This window comes from Paenibacillus mesotrionivorans (genome assembly GCF_046098205.1).
Taxonomy (GTDB): Bacteria; Bacillota; Bacilli; order Paenibacillales; family NBRC-103111; genus Paenibacillus_AR; species Paenibacillus_AR mesotrionivorans.
The window spans coordinates 97,891-120,557 of record NZ_JBJURJ010000005.1 but is presented as its reverse complement, the minus strand read 5'-3'; the positions used below and the strand labels follow the sequence as shown (position 1 = coordinate 120,557).

The 22,667-nt window shown below is 54.4% G+C and carries 16 protein-coding genes; 13 read left to right on the top strand and 3 right to left on the bottom strand.

Features of this window, described 5'->3' with window-relative positions:
- Positions 1-112 precede the first annotated feature (112 nt).
- A complete protein-coding gene (locus ACI1P1_RS08890) occupies positions 113-787 on the top strand; it encodes a winged helix DNA-binding protein (RefSeq protein WP_416216020.1) in 675 nt (224 codons plus the stop codon).
- 835 nt (positions 788-1,622) lie between these two features.
- Here the strand turns inward: ACI1P1_RS08890 and ACI1P1_RS08885 are convergent.
- Positions 1,623-2,717, bottom strand: a complete 1,095-nt coding sequence (locus tag ACI1P1_RS08885; RefSeq protein ID WP_416216019.1) for a M15 family metallopeptidase — start codon at positions 2,715-2,717, stop codon at positions 1,623-1,625.
- Between the two features lie 271 nt (positions 2,718-2,988).
- Here ACI1P1_RS08885 and ACI1P1_RS08880 point away from each other — a divergent pair, with 271 nt between their 5' ends.
- The 5 genes from ACI1P1_RS08880 to ACI1P1_RS08860 all read left to right on the top strand — a co-directional run bounded on the left by ACI1P1_RS08880 (position 2,989) and on the right by ACI1P1_RS08860 (position 11,199).
- The gene (locus ACI1P1_RS08880) at positions 2,989-4,893 is read left to right on the top strand and encodes a DUF2334 domain-containing protein (protein WP_416216018.1); all 1,905 of its coding nucleotides are present in this window, start codon (positions 2,989-2,991) and stop codon (positions 4,891-4,893) included.
- Positions 4,894-5,063: 170 nt separating this feature from the next.
- Positions 5,064-8,960, top strand: coding sequence for a glycosyltransferase family 39 protein (locus ACI1P1_RS08875; protein WP_416216017.1), 3,897 nt, complete (start codon positions 5,064-5,066; stop codon positions 8,958-8,960).
- An 88-nt stretch (positions 8,961-9,048) separates the two neighbouring features.
- A complete protein-coding gene (locus ACI1P1_RS08870; RefSeq protein WP_416216016.1) occupies positions 9,049-10,020 on the top strand; it encodes a glycosyltransferase family 2 protein in 972 nt (323 codons plus the stop codon).
- 60 nt (positions 10,021-10,080) lie between these two features.
- Complete coding sequence (locus tag ACI1P1_RS08865) at positions 10,081-10,575, top strand: GtrA family protein (RefSeq protein ID WP_416216015.1); 495 nt, start codon at positions 10,081-10,083, stop codon at positions 10,573-10,575.
- 216 nt (positions 10,576-10,791) lie between these two features.
- The gene (locus tag ACI1P1_RS08860; RefSeq protein WP_416216014.1) at positions 10,792-11,199 is read left to right on the top strand and encodes a bacteriohemerythrin; all 408 of its coding nucleotides are present in this window, start codon (positions 10,792-10,794) and stop codon (positions 11,197-11,199) included.
- 102 nt (positions 11,200-11,301) lie between these two features.
- Here the strand turns inward: ACI1P1_RS08860 and ACI1P1_RS08855 are convergent, their stop codons facing one another.
- Entirely contained in the window at positions 11,302-11,820 is a 519-nt protein-coding gene (locus ACI1P1_RS08855; protein WP_416216013.1) for a MogA/MoaB family molybdenum cofactor biosynthesis protein, read from the bottom strand.
- A 181-nt stretch (positions 11,821-12,001) separates the two neighbouring features.
- Between ACI1P1_RS08855 and ACI1P1_RS08850 the strand changes: the two genes are divergently transcribed.
- The 3 genes from ACI1P1_RS08850 (at position 12,002) to hfq (ending at position 15,265) form a co-directional block, all read left to right on the top strand.
- Positions 12,002-13,114, top strand: a complete 1,113-nt coding sequence (locus ACI1P1_RS08850) for a CobW family GTP-binding protein (RefSeq protein WP_416216012.1) — start codon at positions 12,002-12,004, stop codon at positions 13,112-13,114.
- Between the two features lie 526 nt (positions 13,115-13,640).
- On the top strand, positions 13,641-14,942 hold the full coding sequence (locus tag ACI1P1_RS08845; RefSeq protein ID WP_416216011.1) for a glycosyl hydrolase family 18 protein: 1,302 nt from the start codon (positions 13,641-13,643) through the stop codon (positions 14,940-14,942).
- A gap of 128 nt (positions 14,943-15,070) precedes the next feature.
- A complete protein-coding gene (hfq, locus tag ACI1P1_RS08840; protein ID WP_416216010.1) occupies positions 15,071-15,265 on the top strand; it encodes an RNA chaperone Hfq in 195 nt (64 codons plus the stop codon).
- Positions 15,266-15,371: 106 nt separating this feature from the next.
- Here hfq and ACI1P1_RS08835 read toward each other — a convergent pair whose 3' ends face one another.
- Complete coding sequence (locus tag ACI1P1_RS08835) at positions 15,372-16,250, bottom strand: helix-turn-helix transcriptional regulator (RefSeq protein ID WP_416216009.1); 879 nt, start codon at positions 16,248-16,250, stop codon at positions 15,372-15,374.
- A 258-nt stretch (positions 16,251-16,508) separates the two neighbouring features.
- Here ACI1P1_RS08835 and ACI1P1_RS08830 point away from each other — a divergent pair, with 258 nt between their 5' ends.
- From ACI1P1_RS08830 to ACI1P1_RS08815, 4 genes are all read left to right on the top strand, one after another.
- Positions 16,509-18,728 carry a glycoside hydrolase family 3 C-terminal domain-containing protein gene (locus ACI1P1_RS08830; protein WP_416216008.1) on the top strand — a complete coding sequence of 740 codons (2,220 nt, stop codon included), beginning with the start codon at positions 16,509-16,511 and terminating at the stop codon, positions 18,726-18,728.
- Positions 18,685-20,661: a glycoside hydrolase family 20 zincin-like fold domain-containing protein gene (locus ACI1P1_RS08825; protein WP_416216007.1), complete on the top strand. Its 1,977-nt coding sequence runs from the start codon at positions 18,685-18,687 to the stop codon at positions 20,659-20,661. Before ACI1P1_RS08830 ends, ACI1P1_RS08825 begins: the two co-directional genes overlap by 44 nt.
- 18 nt (positions 20,662-20,679) lie before the next feature.
- Positions 20,680-21,657 carry an ABC transporter permease gene (locus tag ACI1P1_RS08820; protein ID WP_416216006.1) on the top strand — a complete coding sequence of 326 codons (978 nt, stop codon included), beginning with the start codon at positions 20,680-20,682 and terminating at the stop codon, positions 21,655-21,657.
- A gap of 68 nt (positions 21,658-21,725) precedes the next feature.
- Positions 21,726-22,550 carry a carbohydrate ABC transporter permease gene (locus ACI1P1_RS08815; RefSeq protein WP_416216228.1) on the top strand — a complete coding sequence of 275 codons (825 nt, stop codon included), beginning with the start codon at positions 21,726-21,728 and terminating at the stop codon, positions 22,548-22,550.
- Positions 22,551-22,667: the final 117 nt, after the last annotated feature.

Here is a 22,667-nt window from a genome sequence, read left to right as displayed (position 1 = left end):
GTAGCATGCTGACTGAAGATCATCTATAATACTGTGTATGGCGAAGAACGCCCTAAGCTAGATTTTATGCTTGGGGTGTTCTTCTTTTATTTTTTGCGGGGATGGAGAGTGGATGGAATGGACGAAGTTGAAGCACATCGGGAGTTTCTCCTGGATCATTTGGAGAAGCGGACTGGGGAGCGGCGGGGACGTTTGGAACGGGGGCACAGGGAGGCGGAGGCTTTGTTTTGCCGCAATATCTGGTTGGCCGCTGCAGGGGCATTATGAGGGATTGCATCCGGAATACGAGGTGACAGACTGGCGGGGATTAAGCTACTTCTGCGATTTTGTCTGGATCACGCCTTATCTCAAGCTGGCCATCGAAATCAAGGGCTTCGGCCCCCATGTGCGGGATATGGACCGGCAAAAATACTGCAACGAGCTGAACCGTGAAACTTTTTTGACGGCATTGGGATTCCAGGTGGTAGCCCTTGCCTATGATGATGTCCAGCAGCGACCGGAGCAGTGTATCACTCTTCTGCGAATGGTGTTGAGCCGGTTTCTGCAGAAGGATGGCCATAGCGGAGGGTTGACGGTGAGGGAGCGTGAGCTGGTCCGCCTGGCTTGCTGCCTCGGCGGCAGGCTGCGGCCCATGGATGCTTCGGAGCAGTTGGGCCTCAATCACCGGACTGTCGTCCGGACGCTGAAGGCACTGTGCGAAAAAGGCTTGTTTACGGCGGAAGGAGGGGCGGAGGGCAAGCGGGTTGTCCGTTACCGGCTGCTGCCCCGGGCAGTGGGCTATCTGTAGAGGGTAAGTAGTGAGAGGCGCGCGCGAAAACGTTACTGATGGATTCGATACACCTCTACCTCTCTGGCGCCTCTTTTAAAATGCAAAAGTGCAGTTATTTGGTAAACTAACCTTGGTTTTTACTGTCTATCCTGCAAAAGTGCAGTTATTTTAGCCAGATGGGTCCAAAATGGAGCCCGCGGCGGAAAATAGATGTACTTTTGCATTTGGGCAAGGAGAGCGGCGGAAATCCGGTAGAATAGATGTACTTTTGCATTTGGCGAGCAGGGAGCGATTCGAATCAAGAAAATAGATGCATTTCTGCAGGATGGACGGGGCTTAATTTGGTAAATGTCGCGCCTGAATATAATCCGCCATGCAGGCTAGGGTAAAAGGAATACTAGTTTGACTCGTTTGGAAGAGGGTGAGCTGGTGGGGCGAAGATGCACACGCGGAAACGTTTCTGCCAGCACCTATTGAAATTCAGCGATCTACCGAAATGCAAAAGTGCAGTTATTTGTTAAACTAACCTTGGTTTTTACGGTCTATCCTGCAAAAGTGCAGTTATTTCCGCCGAATGGATGCAAAAAGGGGCCCGCGGCGGAAATTAGATGCACTTTTACATTTGGGACCAGGGATGGGCCGAAATCCGGTGGAATAGATGCACTTTTGCATTTGGGACGCGGAAAAGGTGGGATTCCGGTGGATTCAGTTAGAGGTACGCGGCTAGTCGAGGTACATAGTTAGGTGAATATTACGCAAGATATGGTAAAAGTATGAAAAAGCAGAGCCTCAACCGCCGTCGTTACACGGCCAAGCTCTGCTTTGTTTACTTATCACGGTGTGAGACTGCCGCTTAGCCGTTTACCGGCACAGCGTTCCGGAAATACTCCTCCAGGGTCCAGCGGTTCTCATACACCACCTTGGCGATATCCACGCCTACATAGCGGATATGCCACGGCTCGTAGCTGTACCCGGTGATGCTTTCCTTGCCCTTGGGATAACGGATGATGAAGCCCGTTTCATGGGCGTGCTCCGCCAGCCACTTGCCCTCCTTGGTGGTGCCGAACACCTCCTCCAGCGCAAACTTAGCGCTTTGGCTGGAGACGTCGATGGCAAGACCCGTCTGATGCTCGCTGAAGCCGGGGCGTGCGCTGACCTTGTCCGCCTCCGCCTGGCCCTGGGTTTTGACGTTGTTGTTGTACACGCTCACCTGAGTAGCCCGGGAGCGGTAGCCGGATACGCCGTAGAGCTTGATGCCGTCGCCGGAGGCTTGTTTGAACAGCTTTTCCAGCGCCAATGCGGCTTCCTTGCGCAGCATCCGCTTGTCGGCCTTGCCGCTGAAGGAAAAATCCACATTGGGCTCCGTCAGATCCGTCGGTTCATAGGTATCCGGCAATCCCCGTTCCTTGTTCACCACCACGGCGATATCCGTTTCGTTGGTTACGATATTTTTGCCGGAAACGGTTTTGACCGTGTCCTCCAGGGCATATTTTATGGTAACGCCGACCGTTGCCTTCTTTCCTTGGTACTCGGCACTGATAACCGCATGGGCACCCGTGACGCCTTTGGGTCCGGGCTTCACAACACCGTTTGCGTCAACGGCAAGCAGCTCGGGTTTGTCCGACGTATAGACGATGGCTTTGGCATCGGATATGGTTGTTTTTTCTTTTTTGGCGTTGAGTCCGGTAAGCGCTAAGCGCAGCGTTTGTCCCGGCGCCACAGTGGTCTCGGCCGCGTCAAAGGCAATAGACTGGACGCTGCCGTTTTTACCCGCGGCGGGTGACGGAGACGCGCTGGCGGGTGCCGAGGCAGAGCCAGCAGGTGATGTGGCCGGCGCCGAAGACGAGGGCCCCGCCTTGTCGTTGCCGCAGCCGCTCAAAACCACGCTTCCGGTCAACAGGGAGCCTAACACGCAGACAGCAAGCTTTTTCTTCGAAATGGATGACATAAGTTCCTCCTTGCCCCTGTCTAACAATGCACAGGGAAAGCTTAGTACACAAAAGCAACCCTATTATAGCACTCTAGCTAATTAATGCCTAACTCTCCTTTTTGAAGGACGTAAACGGATCGGTACATAATTGTGAAAAAATCACGAAGTTTTCAATAAAAAGATGCGGCAATTTGTCGAAACAAGTGTTAATCTTATAGAGATCGCAATGGAATCAGGATATAATATGTAAGCGTTTTACGATAAAATCGCCCGCAGGAGGGTGTTCATCATGAGCCTTCGCATATCCCTTGCCAAAACAGTTATTTCTTTCATTGTGCTGGCGCTGCTGTTTGCCTCTTACCAGATCATGCTGGCTTCCGGCGAGAACAGTGAGCCCAAGGTGATTATGCTGCGTCTGGAGGATGTTGGCCCCGGAGGGGAATACTCCAACATGGACCAGTTGGGCAAGCTTCGGACGGTTCTGGAGTATCTCGCGGAGCAGGGTGTCCATTACCAGATCGGGGTGATCCCCCGCTGGGTGAATTATGGGGAGAATGGCCTCTCCTACAGCCGGTCCCTGGACCAAATGGGGGATTTGTACACCGAAAGCCTTGTCGCCGTATTGAAGAAAGCAGCTTCAGACGGGGCTGTGATTGGCATGCATGGTTTCACCCACCAGGTTGGGGAAACCAAACGGGCGGATGGCCACCAGGAATCCGGCATCGGCAATGAGTTTAACGTTCCGGACGTGCCGGAGACGCTGTCGCCTGCTTTTGCGGCGCAGCGGATGACGGAAGGGCTGAAGATATTCGATGCGGTGGGGATCAAGCCCGCCTTCTGGGAAACGCCCCATTATCATGGAGCGGTAGCGCAGTATCCGGCTTTTGCCTCCCAATTCGGAATTATATATGAGAATGAAATTACCCAGCCCTCCCAAACGGAGATCCATCTTAAGACGGACATCAATAGCTTATCTGGGGCAAAAACAAGGGGAGTCGCCTATGTGCCCACCCCGTATTCCTACATTCCATACAACAAGGATGAAAAGCTGATCCTGGATCAATTGGGCAAAACGGATAAACTGCCGTCCTTCTTCTACCACGCCTTCCTGGAATTCAAATTCCTGCAGCCGGTGGCGGATGAGAACGGCACACAGCTATACCGCAACGGCCTGCCGGAATATGCCTATCCCGACAAAAGCAAAACCAACCTGCAGCGGCTGATTGCCGCCATCAAGGAGAGAGGCTATACCTTCCGCTCCCTTCTGGATGAGGTTCCTTTTACGCCGTGGTCGGAGCTTCCCGCCGGAACCATAACCCGCAACACACGGCTGGGGGATGCCACCGGAGACGGCCAGACGGATACCGTCGTATGGCGGGATCAAGGCCAGGTGGAGGTGCGGCCGGGCAGCTATACGGGCAAACGCAATGACCCCCTGCCCGCGGCAGAGCTGTGGGCGCAGGTTCCCAAGCAGAAGGGGGATTTGTTCAGTCTGAAGGATGCTAACGGCGATGGAGCAGCAGATTTGTGGGTGATCCGGGCGGCCGGTCAACTGGAGCTGTATCTGGCGGCGAATGGCAGCTATACCCTTTCCGGCACCTGGAAGCTCCCTGAGCTGCCTGCCTTAAGTGCGGCGCAGGTCCTGCAGCAGCGGGGCGGCGGCTTCACTCTGGCTGTTGTGACCGCCGATGGGGCTCAACTGATTCCCTATATCAAACAACCCAACGGGGAATGGAAGCGCGGTGAGGAAAAACGGGGCCGTGTCGCGGATTACCGGAGCATGCAGCTGCTTACCGACAAACAAACCGGTGCAGACCAGCTGTCGTATTGCCGCAAAACAGGAAATTCCTGCATCCGGCTTGAGGTTTTACCCGGAGAGAATACATGGACCGCTGAACGCAGGGAAATCTCCCTTGCCGGAGGAATGGGCGACAAGCAGCTGGCCGGGGATTTCAACGGGGACGGCCTGGAGGATATGCTAATCTGGAACGACTCCGACCGCAGGGTAACGCTTTACCGCCAGGACGAGGAAGGCGGCTATAACAAGTTCTCGACCCTTGGCCCATGGGGGCTGGAGGGGGCACGGCCCCTTGTGATGGATCTGGACGGGGACGGGCGTAGCGATCTGGCCCTGATGGAGCCGGACGGCTCGCTGGATACGGCGATTTCCTTCCAGATGCAGCAGGAATATTAAGAGACTTGGAGAACAGACCCGGTGCTGAAGCGCCGGGTTTGCTTTGTGATAGGCGTTTATCCTTGGGATTTTGGCGGTTTTTGGTGTTTTTGGCGTGATGTACTTGTTCATTCGGGTATCCATTTGGCATAATGGTAGAAGAATGCGAGAGACGGGTGGAGGTCGCGAAGATGAAGTCGTGGTTGGGAAAGCTGGGAATCTGCTCCTTGCTGGGTTTGTTTTTGTGGGCAGGTGTTGGGTTTGCCGCAGAGGGTCTTTTACATAATTCCGGTTTTGAAGAAGGCGCTTCATCTTGGGAAACGGATGTCTGGAACAGCGGGGATTCCTACAGCAGGTTTACAGTAACGGATTCACCCGTTCATAGTGGCAGCAAGGCCGCTTATATCGAGAGTACGAGAGAAAACGATGCGAAATGGGTACAAAAGGTAGAGGTTAAGCCCAAAACCTTGTACAAGCTCTCCGGCTGGATCAGGGCGGAGGGGGCCACAAGCGGTTTTAAGGGAGCCAACCTGTCGGTGCTGGGCTCCATGGATATGTCCGCCGATCTGCTGGATACCGGCGGCGAATTTTTGTTCGTAGAGCTGTATGGCAGAACCGGGGACAAACAAAAGGAAATGAAGGTTGCCGCGCGCCTGGGAGGATACGGCAGCTTGAATAAAGGGAAAGCCTGGTTTGACGACATCAAGCTGGAGGAGGTAGACACCGCTCCTGCAGGCGTCACTGTCGGTTCCTTCAGCGAAGCCAAAACCTCCACGGGATCGGACGGCAAACCGGCCGCCGCCACCACAGGCACCCCCTTCAAGCTGATGGGGTATGCTCTGGCTTTCTTTATGCTGTACGGCATTGCATACATAAATCTGTTCCGCAAGGACCGTTTGGAGCGTTTTTCACCCACACAAGCCCAACTGTGGCTGTTCGGGCTTCTGTCCGCCGGGCTGGTGTGGCGGCTGGTCCTGGCCAAAAGCCAGGGTTATGTCAGCGACATGAATACCTTCAAGGCCTGGGCCTCCCATGCCGCAAGCGGCGGGCTGACTCATTTTTACGATACGGATATGTTCGTGGACTACCCTCCCGGATACATCTATGTGCTGTATGTGCTCGGCAAAATCCAGAGCTTCTATAACCTGGCCATGGATTCCCTGCCGCTGCTTATTCTGATGAAGCTGCCGGCTATGCTGGCGGACCTGGCTACGGCAGGTTTGTTCTACCGGATGGCCGTTAAAAAGCTGGGTCAAGGCGCCGCCTTCGGGATTGCGCTGCTATATGTGTTCAACCCGGCGGTTCTGGTCAACTCGGCCAACTGGGGCCAGGTGGATTCCTTCTTCACCTTGTTCCTGCTCCTGACCCTGAATGCGGTCCGGGACAAAAAGGCGATTAGAGCGGGTATCCTGTTCGCCCTTGCGGTTCTGATCAAACCCCAGGCATTAATTTTTACGCCGGTGCTGCTGTTTTTCTTTTGGCAGACCAAAAGCTGGAAGGTACTGCTCCAATCGGCTGCCAGCGGCCTGGCTGTTTTCCTGGCAGGGATTCTTCCGTTTTCCTTGTCCATGAAGCCCGCGTGGATCTTCCATTTATACAAGGAAACACTGATGTCGTACCCTTTTGCCTCATTAAACGCCTTTAATCTGTACGCCCTTACACTTGGGAACTGGAAGCCGCTTGGGGATACGTTCATTTTGTTCTCGTATGGTACCTGGGGCACGCTGTTTATTTTTGTTGCCGTGGGGCTGGCGTTGTATTATTTCCTGAAGGGGAAGCACCACACCGAGGGACTGCCGTATTTTATCGGGCTGGTGCTGATTTCCACCATGTTCCTCTTCGGCTCCAAAATGCATGAACGCTACTGGTTCCCGGCAGTAGCCCTGCTCCTGGCCGCCTTCATTTATGTGAAGGACAGGCGTCTCTTGCTGTCCTTTGTAGGATTATCCGTCTGTCATTACCTGAACGTAGCGTATGTGCTGAACCTGAGCTGGGACGGGGCAACACCGGCCAAAACGGACGGGGTTATGCTGCTGGTATCCTTTGCAAGCCTGACTTTATTTGGTTATTTGCTGAAAATCGGCTATGATGTGTTTGTGAAGGGGCAGGTGCGTCCCGTTTATGATCCAAAGCTGGAGCACGCACTTCGGGATACTGCCTTGGCGAACAGCATAGAGGGAACAAAGCCGTCCAAAGGCTTGCCGGAAAACCTGCGCCTTGGTATGACGCGGCGGGACTGGCAGCTGATGCTGGGATTGACGGCGGTATATGCTGCGGTGTCCTTCTATAACCTGGGATCGCTGAAGGCCCCGGAAACCGTGTGGGAGCCGGCGGTCAGCGGCGAAAGCTTCTATGTGGATTTTGGCTCCGTGAAGCATATTGAGCGGGTCAACAGCTACGCCGAAATTGGTGAGGGCAAGCTAAAAATCGAATTTGCCAAGGAAACGCCCGAAGCCTGGGCTAATCCGCAGACCGTGGATGTCACCTACACCAAGTTCTTCACGTGGAGTGTGCTGAAAACGGATGTGGAAGCCCGTTATGCGAAGTTTACTGTGGAAACGGGCGGCATTTCTTTAAGCGAGCTGGCTTTCTTTGAAAAGGACGGGGAACGGCCGCTGGCTGTGGCTTCTATACATACCGATGGCATGACGCCTCCTGTGCGCGGCTCTATTTCGTTATTGTTCGACGAACCGGAGGACTCCCCTTACCATCCGACATATATGGACGGCAGTTATTTCGACGAAATCTATCATCCGCGCACCGCGTATGAGCATATCCACAACATCAAGCCGTACGAAAATACCCATCCTCCGCTGGGCAAGCTGATTATTGCCATCGGCATCAAGCTGTTCGGGATGAATCCTTTCGGCTGGCGGATCATGGGCAATCTGTTCGGAATCGCCATGGTTCCGATTATGTATGTGTTCGGAAAGCGGCTGTTCCGCTCGACTCATCTGGCGTTTATGGCGGCATTCCTGTTCACCTTTGACTTTATGCATTTTGCCCAGACGCGGATTGCAACGATTGATACGTACGGCGTGTTCTTCATCATGCTGATGTTCTACTTTATGTACAAGTATATGACCATGAGCTTCTACCGGGTTCCGCTGCGGAAGACGCTCTTGCCGCTGTTCCTGTCGGGTCTGTTCTTCGGCATCGGTGCTGCCAGCAAGTGGATTGTGCTTTACGGAGGCGCTGGTTTGGCCGTGCTATTCTTCGCTTCTCTCTACGGGAGATTCCGGGAATACCAGGCAGCAGGAGATGCGCTGCAGGCGGAGGGCCAGCCTGAAGGCCGCTCCGGTGGCGGCAGGCGGAAGAATGCCCTGCTGTGGATCACGGACGCCGATCAAACCGGCAGGGGGGATAACGACCCGGCCCTGCAGCGGATTGCCCTTGAGCGGGTCCGCAGGCTGTTCTGGCCCTCCCTTATCAAAACGGTTTTATGGTGTATTCCGTTCTTCGTTATCATTCCGGGGATCATTTACAGCGCCTCTTTTATCCCGTATATGACAGTTCCCGGGGAGGGTTTCTCCCTGGACCATCTGATCCAGTATCAAAAAGACATGTGGGACTACCACAGCAAACTGGTGGCGACTCACGGCTTTGCCTCCCCCTGGTGGGAATGGCCGTTTATCGTGAAGCCCATCTGGTTCTACTCCGGGCAATCGCTGCTGCCTGCCGGACAGGTATCGAGCATAGTATCCATGGGCAATCCGCTGGTGTGGTGGCTGGGCCTTGTGGCGGTCATCATTGTTACCGTTCTGGCCATCCGCAGAAGGGAAAAAGGGATGATCGTCATCCTGACCGCCTTCTGCTCCCAGTATCTTCCATGGATGCTGGTCACCCGGCTGACCTTTATCTATCACTATTTTGCCATGGTGCCGTTTATCGTGCTGTGCCTGGTTTATGTCTTCAAGATTCTGAATGAGGAGTTCGGGATGCGGCGTTGGGTAAACTGGTTGTATATGGGGACCGCGCTGCTGCTGTTTATCCTGTTCTATCCGGTTCTGTCCGGCATGGTGGTGGACAAGTCCTATGTGGCCAATGTGCTGCGCTGGTTCGGCACCTGGTATTTCTACAGCAATTAGACTGCGGTGGACATGACAAAACCGCTTATATCGAGAAAGCTGCCCCGATGCAGGCTTGGCCGGTCGGGACGGCAGGAGGGAAGGAAACATGGTACAGTATTCGATTATCGTTCCGATGTATAACGAAGAGGCGGTTATTGAGGAAACCTACAAACGCTTGAAGGAAGTTATGGATCAAACCCGGGAGTCCTACGAGCTGCTGTTCGTCAATGACGGCAGCCGGGATAGAACGGTGGAGATTGTCAGCCGGCTGTGCGACAGTGATTCCAACGTCCGTCTTCTGGATTTCTCCCGGAACTTCGGCCATCAGATTGCCATTACTGCCGGTATGGATTATGCCGCGGGCAGGGCGATTGTGGTGATTGACGCGGATTTACAGGACCCGCCTTCCATTATTCTCGAGATGATCGGCAAGTGGAAGGAAGGCTTCGATGTTGTGTATGGCAAACGCTCCAAGCGCAAGGGCGAGACGATATTCAAAAAAGCAACGGCCAAGTTTTTTTACCGGCTTCTGCGGAGCATGACCAATGTCGAAATTCCTGTGGACACCGGAGATTTCCGGTTGATCGACCGCAAGGTGGCGGATGTGCTGCGGGGGCTGAAGGAGAAGAACCGCTTTGTCCGCGGCCTGGTCAGCTGGGTAGGCTTCCGCCAGACCTCCGTGGAGTATGTGCGGGAGGAGCGTTGGGCGGGGGAAACCAAGTACCCCTTGAAGAAGATGATCCGCTTCGCCATGGACGGCATTACCTCCTTTTCGTACAAGCCGTTAAAGCTGGCTACTTATCTGGGATTTTTTCTTTCGGGCTTAAGCTTCATCTATCTGCTGGTGGTGCTGTACCAGGCGCTGTTTACCGAGTCCACCACGGCCGGATGGGCATCCACTGTGGCTATTAACCTGTTTTTTAACGGTATTGTGCTGATCCTGCTGGGCATCATCGGTGAATATATCGGCCGGATTTACGATGAGTCCAAGGACCGGCCTCTGTACATCATACAAGAGGTGAAGGGTGGAGCTTCCAGCACCCGTGAACAGGCCCCTGAGCCGGAACGGGTCCGCTGACTACGGTAAAGCTTGGGTTAGGCTGGATGAACATGGGTGAGAGAAAGCGGTGGATGAAATATGGTTGAAGAGCAGGGGGAAGCCGGACACTCCGTTATGGAACAGGCGAAGGGGCCGTCCCTGTCAGCAGATAACGGCGGCCGGATGTTGGGGCTGATCCAATTTATCAAGTTCGGACTGGTAGGGGTTATGAATACGGCGGTGGACTTTCTGGTGTATGCGCTCCTGACCTGGTTCGGGGTGCAATACCTGGTGGCTCAGGTGTTCTCCTATTCAGCCGGGACGATGAACAGCTATGTGGTGAACAAGCTGTGGACCTTTGGAGGCAAGGGTGCAGCCGGCGCGGAGAACCGGAAGGCGGGCCGGGTGGACAAGGGGGAATTCGCCCGGTTTGTCCTGGTGAATATTGGTACGCTTCTGTTATCCATCGCGCTGCTGTATGTTCTCAAGACCGGCCTGGGCCTCCACCCGCTGATAGCCAAAATAGGAGTGACCGCCGTCACGGTGGTGGTAAATTATATCGGCAGCAAGCTGTGGGTGTTCCGCGGCAAGTAGCCGGTTTAGCGCTGAAGCGAAGCTTCGGCGCTTTTTTTTGTTCTGTGGCGCCGTGGCCCTCGCGACCAATACCGACATCATTTGAACATTTTATCCATATTTTATCGAAATTTTAAAGAAATTGTGATGGATTTTACGGTATGCGGAGGGAGGAAATCGTTTTAATGAAAGAGGTAATGGTCATATTCCGGAACGCATAAGGGAGAAGTGAAGGCAATGATCTCATGGAGAGAGACGTACAATATCGGGGTTGATGAAGTGGACCAGCAGCATCAGGAGCTGGTGGTGAAGCTGAATGAATTTTTGGACGCGTGCATCCAGCAGAAGGGCAAGGATAAAATTATGGAAACCCTTGCTTTTCTCAGGGACTATACCGTGGAGCATTTCCGTTCGGAGGAAGAAATCATGCTGAAGTACAATTACCCAGAGTACGCCGAGCACAAAAAAGATCACGATGACTTCGTAGCCTCCGTGTTGGAGCTGGAAGCCAGCATCCAGAACCAGGGCGCCACCGTGGTTACCACTCTGAAGCTGAACCGCACCCTGACGGACTGGCTTTTGTCCCACATCAGCAAAAGCGACATGAAGATCGGCCAGTTCCTTCGCATTAACAATATTGTGTAGTTTATTGTAGTGCAATGAAAGAACCCCTGGAGAACTGCGGACGGAGGTCCGTGTCTTCAGGGGCTTTTTGTGCTATAGGCTGTAGCGGCGAGGCTGCTGCGGTTATTTTTGCTTGTAGATTTCCCGCATCACATGTCCCAGCTCGGGCAGGATGATCCGGGTCATGGCCAGCTTAACGGCTCCCGTTGATCCGGGCATGGAGAAAATGGCGGTCTGCCCCTTTACACCGGCAATGGCGCGGCTCAAGATGGCGGCTGTGCCAATATCCTCCGTAAAGCTCAGGTAGCGGAAAATTTCGCCGAAGCCGTGCATTTCTTTGTCCAGGAGCTCCTTCACCGCCTCGTAGGCGTTATCCCGGGGGGCAATGCCCGTTCCGCCGTTCATCAGAACCGCTTCTACCTCAGGATTTGCGGCCGCCTGGAGCAGCAGCTCCTGTATGCCGGCTCTGTCGTCTTTGATCACATGGTATTTGGTCACTACATGCCCTGCCTCCTCCAGCAGCTGCCGGATGGTCTGGCCGCTTTTGTCGGTATCGGGAGTACGGGTATCGGATAGGGTCAAAATCATACACCGGACGCTGGACGGGGCTTCACGCCGGTGAATCTGGACGGAGGTTTCCATATTGAGGCTCCTTGTTTAGTAGTGAAGCCGTATAGCGGCTTCCGGCTTGTTCCAAGTGTACCACAGAACCCTTCGATTGACAGGTTGAAATCCAGAGACTATAGTATTACCATTGTGAGTAATCGTAACAATTACCATTGAGCGGCTCTTTTGACACGAGCCTTGAAGGAGGAGCATGTGGATGGAGCATCCTGTGCCGGTCTATATATTGGCAGGGTTTTTGGGGAGCGGCAAAACGACCTTATTAAGCCGGATCATCCGGTCCCTGCAAGAAAAGGGGCAGAAGCCCGCTGTTGTGATGAATGAGCTGGGCGAGGTGAATCTGGACGGTGTGGCCGTTGGCCTGGAGGTTCCTATGGCGGAGCTTCTGGACGGGTGCATCTGCTGTACGGTCCAAGGGGATCTGGGGATTGCGGTGCAGCAGCTGATCCGGGATGAAGCCCCCGATGCCATATTTATTGAAGCTACCGGTGTGGCCAATCCTATGGAAATCCTGGACGGCGTAACGGAGGCGTCCCTGTATACCCGCATGGAGCTGAAGGGTGTGATTACCGTTGCGGATGCGGCTATGCTGGTGGATGAAACGGCCAAGGCATCAGGCAAAACCTACCGTTTGCTGGAGGAGCAGAGCCGCTGTGCCTCTTTGATCGTTCTGAACAAAACCGATTTGGTGGACGAGCCGGTGCTGGTTTCCCTGGAGGAGACGCTGCGGGGGTGGAATCCCCATGGGTTGTTGGTTCGCGCAGTGAAATCGGACATTGACCTGAGTCTGCTGGACCGGCTGGACGGTTCGCCGAAGCAGAAGAACGCCGGATGCGCCTGCGGAGAAGGGCATGGACACGGGGCGGAGCATGGGCATGGGGAAGAACATAGCTGCGGGCATGAGCATGGCGGTGAGCAAAAGGAGCATGGATGTGGTTGTGGCCACGATCACGACCATAATCACCACCACGACCATGATCACCATGAGCATGAACATTCTGGTGGGTATCACCACAGCCATGAGCATGTCATGGTATACACCCGGTATCTTTCGGGTCCGGTGGACAGCGAGGCCTTCGAAGCTCTGGTAGGGCGTCTGCCGGAGGAGGTATACCGGGCCAAGGGTGTGCTTACCTTCAAGGATACCTCAAGCCGCTACCTATTCCAGTATGCCTACAGGCAGGCGGACTTTATGAAGATCACACCCCAGATCAACGTCCCCGATGTGGTGGTGTTTATTGGGGAGCAGATCCCTCGTGCGTTCCTGGAAGCGGAAATGGACCGGCTGGAGGCGGAAGGGGCAGATAGCTAAGACGGAGGCGGGAGAGGGCGTCGCTCTAGATGGGAGAAGGCTCGATTATATGCGACATATCGAATATAATCGCCCCCAAGCGGGCGAAGTACATGATTGTATGCGATAAGAAGTACACGATTTTATGCGATAAATCGAATACCTGCGCGGCCTCCGTGCTTACCGGGTCGCCTCAGTCCGTTCTAACGGAAGCCACGGCCCTTATTTACTCCAAAACAAGCTGTTTAGAAATCTAACGGAAGTGAGCGCCGTTATTTGCCTCCACATGGGCTGCTGCAAGCCCTTTTGGCTCAAATAACGTCCGTGGCCGCCGTTAGAATTTCAAAAGCGGCTTTTTTGCTCAAATAAGGGCTCTGGCTTCCGTTAGCCTGAGGGGGCATGAGACTCTGGCTTCCGTTAGCCCGCCGGGGGCTAACAGCCCAAATTTACTCAAATACCTCCAGCGCAATTTTTGCGTCTTATCCCGGGCCGTCCCGCATATGTGTGATAGTAATGGCAGGACAGGACATTCCGGAGGAGGAGAATTGTGCAAATTCATGTTGTGCAAGCAGGACAAACCTTGTTTGGCATCGCGCAGTCGTACAGCACTACAGTGGACGCTATTGCCGCAGCCAATGAAATCCCCGCTGCCGTGGGTTTGGTGGTAGGCCAGGCCTTGGTGATTCCCATCGAAGGCTCCTATTATTGGGTCAAACGGGGAGATTCCCTTTACAGCATCGGCAGGCAGTGGGGGATCCCGTACCAGGAGCTGGCCCGCGTCAACCGGATTCCGGTAAGTGGGACCCTCACCATCGGCACCCGCCTCTACATCCCCCCGCAGCCCAAACGAAGAGCGGAGGTCAATGCCTACGTGGAGCCCCGCGGCAATGAGGTCAGCGCAGCCCTGACCGAGGCATCCCGGCAGGCGGCGCCCCGCCTCACCTATCTGGCGCCCTTCAGCTTCAGAATCAACCGGGACGGAACCCTTCAGGCGCCTCCATTAGGCGGTCTGCCAGACATTGCCCGCAACAACGGCGTGACCCTGATGATGGTGGTCACCAATCTGGAAAATGACCGCTTCAGCGACGAGCTGGGGCAGGTCATCCTGAGCAACGAGGAGCTGCAAAACACGCTGCTGGATAACATCCTGTCTACAGCAGACCGTCTGGGCTTCCGGGATATCCACTTTGACATGGAGTTCCTGCGCCCCGCGGACAAGGAGGCATACAATGCGTTTCTGCGCAAAGCGGCTGCCCGAATTCATGCAAAGGGGTATCTGATCTCTACCGCGTTGGCGCCCAAAACCAGCGCAACCCAGCAGGGCAAATGGTACGAGGCCCATGATTACAGAGCCCACGGCCAGATTGTGGACTTTGTGGTGATCATGACCTACGAATGGGGCTACAGCGGTGGCCCGCCCCAGCCGGTTTCACCCATCGGCCCGGTGCGCCGGGTGCTGGAATATGCACTCACAGAGATTCCCGCCAACAAAATTATGATGGGGCAAAACCTGTACGGGTATGACTGGACCCTGCCTTTTGTGCAGGGCGGACCCTTTGCCCGGGCGGTAAGTCCCCAAGCAGCCATAGAGCTGGCCAGACAAAACGGCGTTGCCATTCAGTATGACTACCAGGCGCAGGCGCCCCATTTTAACTATACAAGTGAAGGCAAGGAGCATGTGGTTTGGTTTGAGGATGCCCGGTCCATCCAGGCCAAATTCAATCTGCTGAAGGAGCTGGGTATCCGGGGAATCAGCTACTGGAAGCTGGGGCTTCCGTTCCCGCAGAACTGGCTTTTGCTGGAGAGCAATTTTACCATTGTCAAAAAACCCACGCCAACTCCTCCGTGATAATGGCAGCAGCAGCGGTGCACACAAAAAAATAAACCTGATCTTTCCAATCAAATCTTGGATGGTATCGCCGGCCGTGTGCTATAGTAGAAGGGAATAGCAAACCTGATAGAGAGAGAGGGATGGCTATGACCGTCAACCAGGATGAACAGCTTCATCAGTTGTGGAAGGAAAAGCGGGAATGCACCGTCATTACCGTGAATGGAGTTCCGTTGAAGGGAAGAATCGAGGCTTTTGACAAATTTGTGGTTCTGGTCCGGGCACGCTCGGGCAAACAAAGCATGCTGTACAAACACGCATTGTCCACCATCATACCGGAGTAAGCGCTGTAAAGCCTTGTTCCGACGCAGTTTCTGCACGTAAAGCCCGGCCTGAACACACTCAGGCCGGGTTAGTTTGTTTTCAAAAAAGGATACCCGTCTGCATCAATCAGGCCTCGTTGAGAATATGGACGCCCTGAAGCAGCTTGTACTGGGTGGGGGTGCAGTTTTTGTAGGTTTTGAAAACGCGGTTGAAGGTAGCCAAGCTTACAAAGCCGGACTGCATGGCCACATCGGTAATGGACAGGCTGGGATCGATGAGCAGCTTCTCCGCATACATGATCCGCTGCTGGTTCAGATAGCTGTAGCAGGACATCCCCACAAACTGCTTGAACAGCCGGATAAAATGGTATTTGCTGAAGCCGGCCAGAGCAGCTAGGTCGTCCAATTGGAGGGTTTCCGCACAGTGGGAATTGATGTAATCGCAAACCTCCAAAAACTTTTCCATATATTCATGCTGCTTGCGGCTGGTGGTATTGGGAAAGCGGTTCTCCCCCTTCAGGAAGTGCCGGCCCAGCGTAACGAAGAATTGGATCAGGAAGGAATAGGCCGCTGCTTCCTTGAGAAGCGTATTGCTGAAATATTCCTCCATAATGTCCAGCAAAAGCGGCTTGAGCACGCTGTGAAGCCCTTCATCCGTATCCTTGCGGACGACGGTGCAGGGGCGGAGCAGATGCAGACTGGAGGCAAAGCCGTTCAGCATATGGAGCTGGGTGCTGTCAAACTGCAGAATGATCCGGTTGCCGTGGGGAGGAGCAAACAGCTGGTGCAGCTCCCCGGGGGGAATCACCAGAATGTCGCCAGGCTGCAGGACATGCTCGGTGCCGTTCACAACGGCTTTATACCAATTCTCCAGCGGCATAATAATCTCTGCGGCAGTATGCCAATGGATTGGATAATCCTCGGCTTGCTCGTTCAGATACAAGCGGATGCCGAAGCGCTCCTCATAGGACACGGTTTCATGGGTGCCGTGGAGAATTTCAATCATGAGTATATACATCCTTTCAAAGGTGAAATAAAATAGCAATTTTTGATTAATGGATCGCAACAATCAAGGAGAAACCACACCTGGAATGGCTATAATAAAGGTGTAGCAAGTAAAATTTAAGGGCTTACATGAAAGTTGTAACCGTATTCATTATTTTCATATGCCATTAAATCCCTTATTTTTACGAAACTAGCCATATGTCTACTATAGCATATATTGCTGTCTTCAGCATGACAAAGAGAGAGGATGTGGATTTGGATGATGGAGCTGGTCAAGAACGCAACCAAATTGAAGGAGTACCGGGAACGGGCTGAAGCGCTGGTCGGCCGGATGACTCTGGAAGAAAAGGTTTATCAAATGCTGCATACGGCGCCGGCTATTGAGCGCCTTGAGGTTAAATCTTATAATTGGTGGAATGAAGGCTTGCACGGAGTGGCCAGAGCCGGTGTGGCAACGGTATTCCCCCAGGCCATCGGGCTGGCGGCAACCTTTGACGAGGAATTGCTGGAGGAGGTGGCGGATGCCGTTTCCACGGAGGCGAGAGCCAAGTTCAACATGCAGCAGGAATTCGATGATACCGACATTTATAAAGGGCTGACCTTCTGGGCTCCCAACGTGAATATTTTCCGCGATCCCCGCTGGGGCCGGGGCCATGAAACCTACGGCGAGGACCCGCATCTGACCTCCCGGCTGGCTGTCCGGTTTATCCGGGGGCTGCAGGGCCAGGATGAACAATATATGAAGGTGGCCGCTTGCGCCAAACATTTCGCCGTCCATTCGGGACCTGAGGATATCCGCCATCAATTCGACGCTGTGGTGTCCGAGCAGGATCTGTACGAAACCTATCTGCCGGCTTTCCGCACCTGTGTACAGGAAGCCAAGGTGGAAGCGGTTATGGGCGCCTATAACCGCACTAACGGCGAACCGTGCTGCGGCAGCGAGCTTCTGTTGAAGAAAATTCTTCGGGATAGCTGGCAATTTGAAGGCCATGTGGTATCCGACTGCTGGGCCATCCGGGATTTCCATGAACACCATAAGGTGACGGAAACTCCTATTGAATCCGTTGCGCTTGCTGTGAAAAACGGCTGTGATCTGAATTGCGGCAACATCTTCGTTTATCTGCTGGAAGCCGTGAAGGACGGACTGGTGACCGAGGAGCAGATTGACCAGGCTGTAATCCGGCTGTTCACCACGAGGATGAAGCTGGGGCTGTTTGAGGAGCAGGAGAAGGTGCCGTACTCCACGATCCGGTATGATCAGGTGGATTCGGATGCCATGCGCGAACTGAACCGCAAGGCTGCCCGGGAATGTCTGGTGCTTTTGAAGAATGAGAACCAGCTGCTGCCTCTTGACAAAAAAACCATTCGCACCATTGGCGTTATCGGTCCCAATGCCGATAACCGGAGGGCGCTGGTAGGCAATTATGAAGGCACCGCCTCCCGTTACATTACGGTGGTGGAAGGAATCCAGGACTATGTAGGCGAGGACGTCCGGGTATTCTATTCGGAGGGCTGCCATTTATACAAGAACCGGATGAGCGGATTGGGACTGGAAAATGACCGGATTTCCGAGGTGAAGGGCGTTTGCAAGGAGAGCGACGTGATTGTCGTATGCCTGGGGCTGGATTCCGGCCTGGAGGGTGAGGAAGGGGACCAAGGCAATCAATTTGCCAGTGGTGACAAGCCGAACCTGAAGCTGCCGGGGCTGCAAAGCGAAGTGCTGAAAACCGCTTACGAAAGCGGCAAGCCGGTGATTCTGGTGCTGCTGTCGGGCAGTGCGCTGGCAGTGGATTGGGCGGATGCCCATGTGCCTGCCGTTATCCAAGGCTGGTATCCCGGTTCACAGGGCGGCAAAGCCATTGCCGAGGCTATCTTCGGGGAATTCTCCCCGGAAGGCAAGCTTCCGGTTACCTTCTACAAGGAAGACGACCAGCTGCCGGAGTTTACGGATTACTCCATGAAGAACCGCACATACCGCTATATGCAATCAGAGCCTTTGTATCCCTTCGGGTACGGCTTATCCTATACCGACTTCCATCTGGACGGAGTGAAAGCGGATACGTCCCATATTACCGAAGCCGGCATACAAGTGACTGTAAAATTGCGCAATATGGGCAGCATGGCAGGCGGAGAGGTGGTCCAGCTGTATGTGAAGGCGGATCGCGACCATACGCCGAATCCGCAATTAAAGGCCTTCCGCAAGGTGCGCCTCCAGCCGGGAGATGAGCAGGAGATTACCCTTCAGCTGCCCTTGGAGGCATTCAGCTTATGCGATGAGGCAGGCGTCCGCCGGGTGTTGAAGGGAAGCTATACGGTCTACGCCGGTACCTCCCAGCCTGACGAAAGAAGCCGGTTTCTCACCGGCAAAGCTCCGCAGGCACTCACAGTAACGGCAGACGGAGAGTATGAGATCAGCGAAAGAGGTGAAATCGGGAATGGCACATTCTCAGGCGTGGCTGTGTTACCGGACGGTCAGTGAACCCGGTTTCCGCCAGTATCTGACGGGAGTATATACGCAAGAAGGGGATGCCGTTCTGGACAGCGGCATCCGGGAGCTGCAGCTGGCAGCCCAAGGGATGTTCGGGGTGGAGCTGCCCCGGACGGAAGCACCGGAGGAAGCCGGTATCCGGCTCCAGGTGAGCCCTGAGCTCAAGACAGAGGCCTACCGGATCTACCCCGGCGAAGCCGCCTATACCATCGAAGGCGGAAGCTCTGCCGGTGTGCTGTACGGTATCTTCCAGCTCCTCCGCCGGCTGCAGGCCGAGGTTCCCGTCCAGGAGATCCGGGAGAGCCAAACCCCGGATAACCCATTGCGCATGCTGAACCATTGGGACAATATGGACGGCAGTATTGAACGGGGCTACTCCGGGAAATCCTTCTTTTTTCAGAATGACGAAATACTGGTTAATGACCGGACCCGGGATTACGCCCGTTTGGCTGCATCCGTTGGCATCAATGGAGTTGTGATCAACAACGTCAACGTAAAGCATGCGGCCACCAGCCTGATTACCGGCCGGTACTTCGATAAGCTCCGCAGCCTGCAGCATATTTTTGCCGGATACGGGATCCGGCTTTTCCTGAGCCTGAACTTCGCCGCTCCGCTGGAGCTGGGCAGCCTGGATACGTCCGACCCGCTGGATGCCGGTGTGGTCAGCTGGTGGCAAGAGAAGCTGCAGGAGGTGTACGAGGCTTTGCCCGGCCTGGGCGGCTTCCTCATCAAGGCGGATTCCGAAGGGCGCCCCGGCCCCTTCACCTATGGCAGGACCCATGCCGACGGGGCCAATATGCTGGCGGATATCATCAAGCCGTGGGGCGGACTGATCATCTGGCGCTGCTTCGTATACAACTGCAAGCAGGATTGGCGGGACCGCAAAACAGACCGGGCGCGGGCAGGCTACGATCACTTCCAGCCCCTGGACGGCACTTTTCACGATAATGTCATTCTCCAAATCAAGAATGGTCCCATGGATTTTCAAGTAAGGGAGCCGGTTTCTCCCCTCTTCGGAGGACTTGAGGCCACCAACCAGATGCTGGAGGTTCAGATTGCCCAGGAATATACCGGGCAGCAGCGTCATGTATGCTATCTGATCCCCATGTTCCGCGAGGTATTGGATTTCCGAACTCACTGTGCTCCGGAAAAAGACACGGTAAGGGATATCGCCAGCGGCAAAACCCACGGGCGTACCAATTGCGGCATGGCAGCCGTGGCCAATACGGGGGATGATTCCAACTGGACCGGCCATGATCTGGCCGCAGCCAACTGGTACGGCTTCGGAAGACTCAGCTTCGACCCGTCCCTCACCTCCGAGGAGATCGCCCGGGAATGGGCAACGCTGACCTTCGGAACCGATCCCCGGGTGCTGGCCGTGGTGGAGAACATCCTGATGGGCTCATGGAAAACCTACGAGAAATACACCTCCCCGCTGGGCATCGGCTGGATGGTTAACCCTAACCATCATTACGGGCCCAATGTGGACGGATATGAATATGACAGATGGGGCACCTACCACCGGGCGGACCACAAGGGGATAGGCGTGGACCGCAGCACGGAGGGAACGGGCTACACCACCCAGTACAAGGAGCCGAACGCATCCATGTACAACACTGTGGAGACCTGTCCCGAGGAACTGCTGCTGTTCTTCCATTACGTTCCCTACAACCATCGGCTGTCCGGCGGCACAACCCTGATCCAGCATATCTACAACACCCATTTTGAAGGGGTGGAGGAAGCGGATGCCATGGTGCGGATGTGGCTGGAGCTGGCCGGGAAGGTGCCGGAGGAAATTCACCGCAGCACTGCCTCCCGTCTGGAGGAGCAGCGGCTTCATGCCCGGGAATGGCGGGATATGGTCAATACGTATTTCTACCGCAAATCGGGCATTCCCGACGAACTGAACCGGACGATTTATTAAAACGGAGGAGGTGGAGGCATGTCAGTCCAACTGGAGGAAAAGCTGAGCCAGACCAAGATTTATCCCCTGAAAAAAGAGCCGCTGTGGAGGCACGTCAAAAAAGAGTGGAAAATTTACACCTTCCTGATCCTGCCGGTCATCTATTTTTTGATCTTCAAATATGCGCCGATGATCGGCAATATTATCGCCTTCCGCAAATACCGCGGCGGACCCAACTTCCTGGGTACTGAATGGGTAGGCTTCAAATATTTCCAGATGTTTATGAAGGACCCCAACTTTTGGCGGGCGTTCCGGAATACACTGTCGCTGAGCATTATTTATCTGCTGTTCCGCTTTCCGTTAACGCTGGGTTTTGCTTTGCTTCTTAATGAATTGCGCCGGATCAGGACCAAAAAACTGGTTCAAACCATCTCTTACCTGCCCCACTTTATCTCTATGGTTATTGTGGCGGGTATGGTCAAGGAGCTGCTGTCCAGCACAGGTCCTGTCAACACTCTCCTGGAAAATCTGGGACATGCCAAAATTGCCTTCCTGCAGCTGCCCCAATGGTTCCCGACCATCTACGTGGCGTCGGGCATCTGGCAGGGTCTGGGCTGGGGTACGATTCTCTACCTGGCGGCTATGACCGGCATCAATACGGAGCTGTACGAAGCCGCCAAAATTGACGGCGCCAGCCGCGCCCGGTTAGCGTGGCATGTGACCATCCCCGGCATTCTGCCAACGGTCATGACACTGCTGATTCTCGACATCGGCGGCATTCTGGGTTCGAACTTCGAGAAAATCCTGCTTCTTTATAACCCGCTTACCTATGAAAAAGCGGATGTTATCTCTACCTTCGTATACCGGATGGGTATCGGCGGCGGCAACTTCGGCAATACCGGCGGCAATTTCAGCTATGCTACCGCGGTGGGATTATTCGAAGGGATTATCGGACTGATTTTGGTAACCTTGGCCAATGAAGTATCCAAGCGGACAACCGAAACCAGCCTCTGGTAGAAAGGAGCGGCACAATGATAAAAGAAACGTTTTCGTACCGGCTGTTTCAGGTATTCAATGCCATCATCATGACCTTCGTCTGTTTGGTGACGCTGTATCCCTTTGTCTATCTGATCGCCCAGTCCTTCAGCTCGGAAGCATCCATTTATGCGGGCAAGGTATTCCTGTATCCCGTGGAATTCACCTTTGAAACCTACAAGATCATCCTCAGCAAACCCGAGTTCTTCCAGTATTACGGCAACACCATCCTGTATGCAGTAGTGGGAACGGTCATCTCGGTAACCGCCACTGCCGTCATTTCGTACCCCCTCTCCAAGGAGCGGCTGCGGCTGAACAAGTTCTTCATCCCCTTCGTGTTATTTACCATGTACTTCGGAGGCGGACTGATTCCCAACTACATTATGATCGCCAAATCCCTGGGTATGCGGGATACCATCTGGGCCATTGTCATCCCCGGCGCCATCAGCGCTTTTAACGTGATCTTGGTAAAAACCTTCTTCTCCAGCCTTCCTGGCGAGATTGAAGAGGCGGCCAAGGTGGATGGACTGGGTGTGTACGGCATCTTTACCCGGATTACGGTACCCTTGTCCAAGCCGATTCTGGCCACGATGGTACTGTTCAGCATGGTGGGCTTGTGGAATAACTGGTTTGGTCCGTCACTGTACCTCCAGTCCAAGGACAAGTGGCCGGTAGCGCTTTATCTGCGCCAACTGATCGATAGTCTGGGAGGCACCGCGGCGGAAGCAGGGGCCAGCTCCGAGACTGACCGGCAAATCGCCGCCACCATCAAGTCCGCAGCCATGGTGCTGACCTCACTGCCCATTATCTGCATTTACCCGTTTGTGCAGAAGTATTTCGTTCAGGGTATGATGATTGGTTCGGTTAAGGGCTGATTAGGCAAGCGCTTGCCGCAGCTTTGCACCGCTCCTCATTAAAACGCGTAAATCCCGGGGGGGTTCTTCGGTCTTTGCGCCATACATGCCAAAATCCAGAAGAAGCTTACGAGGCCA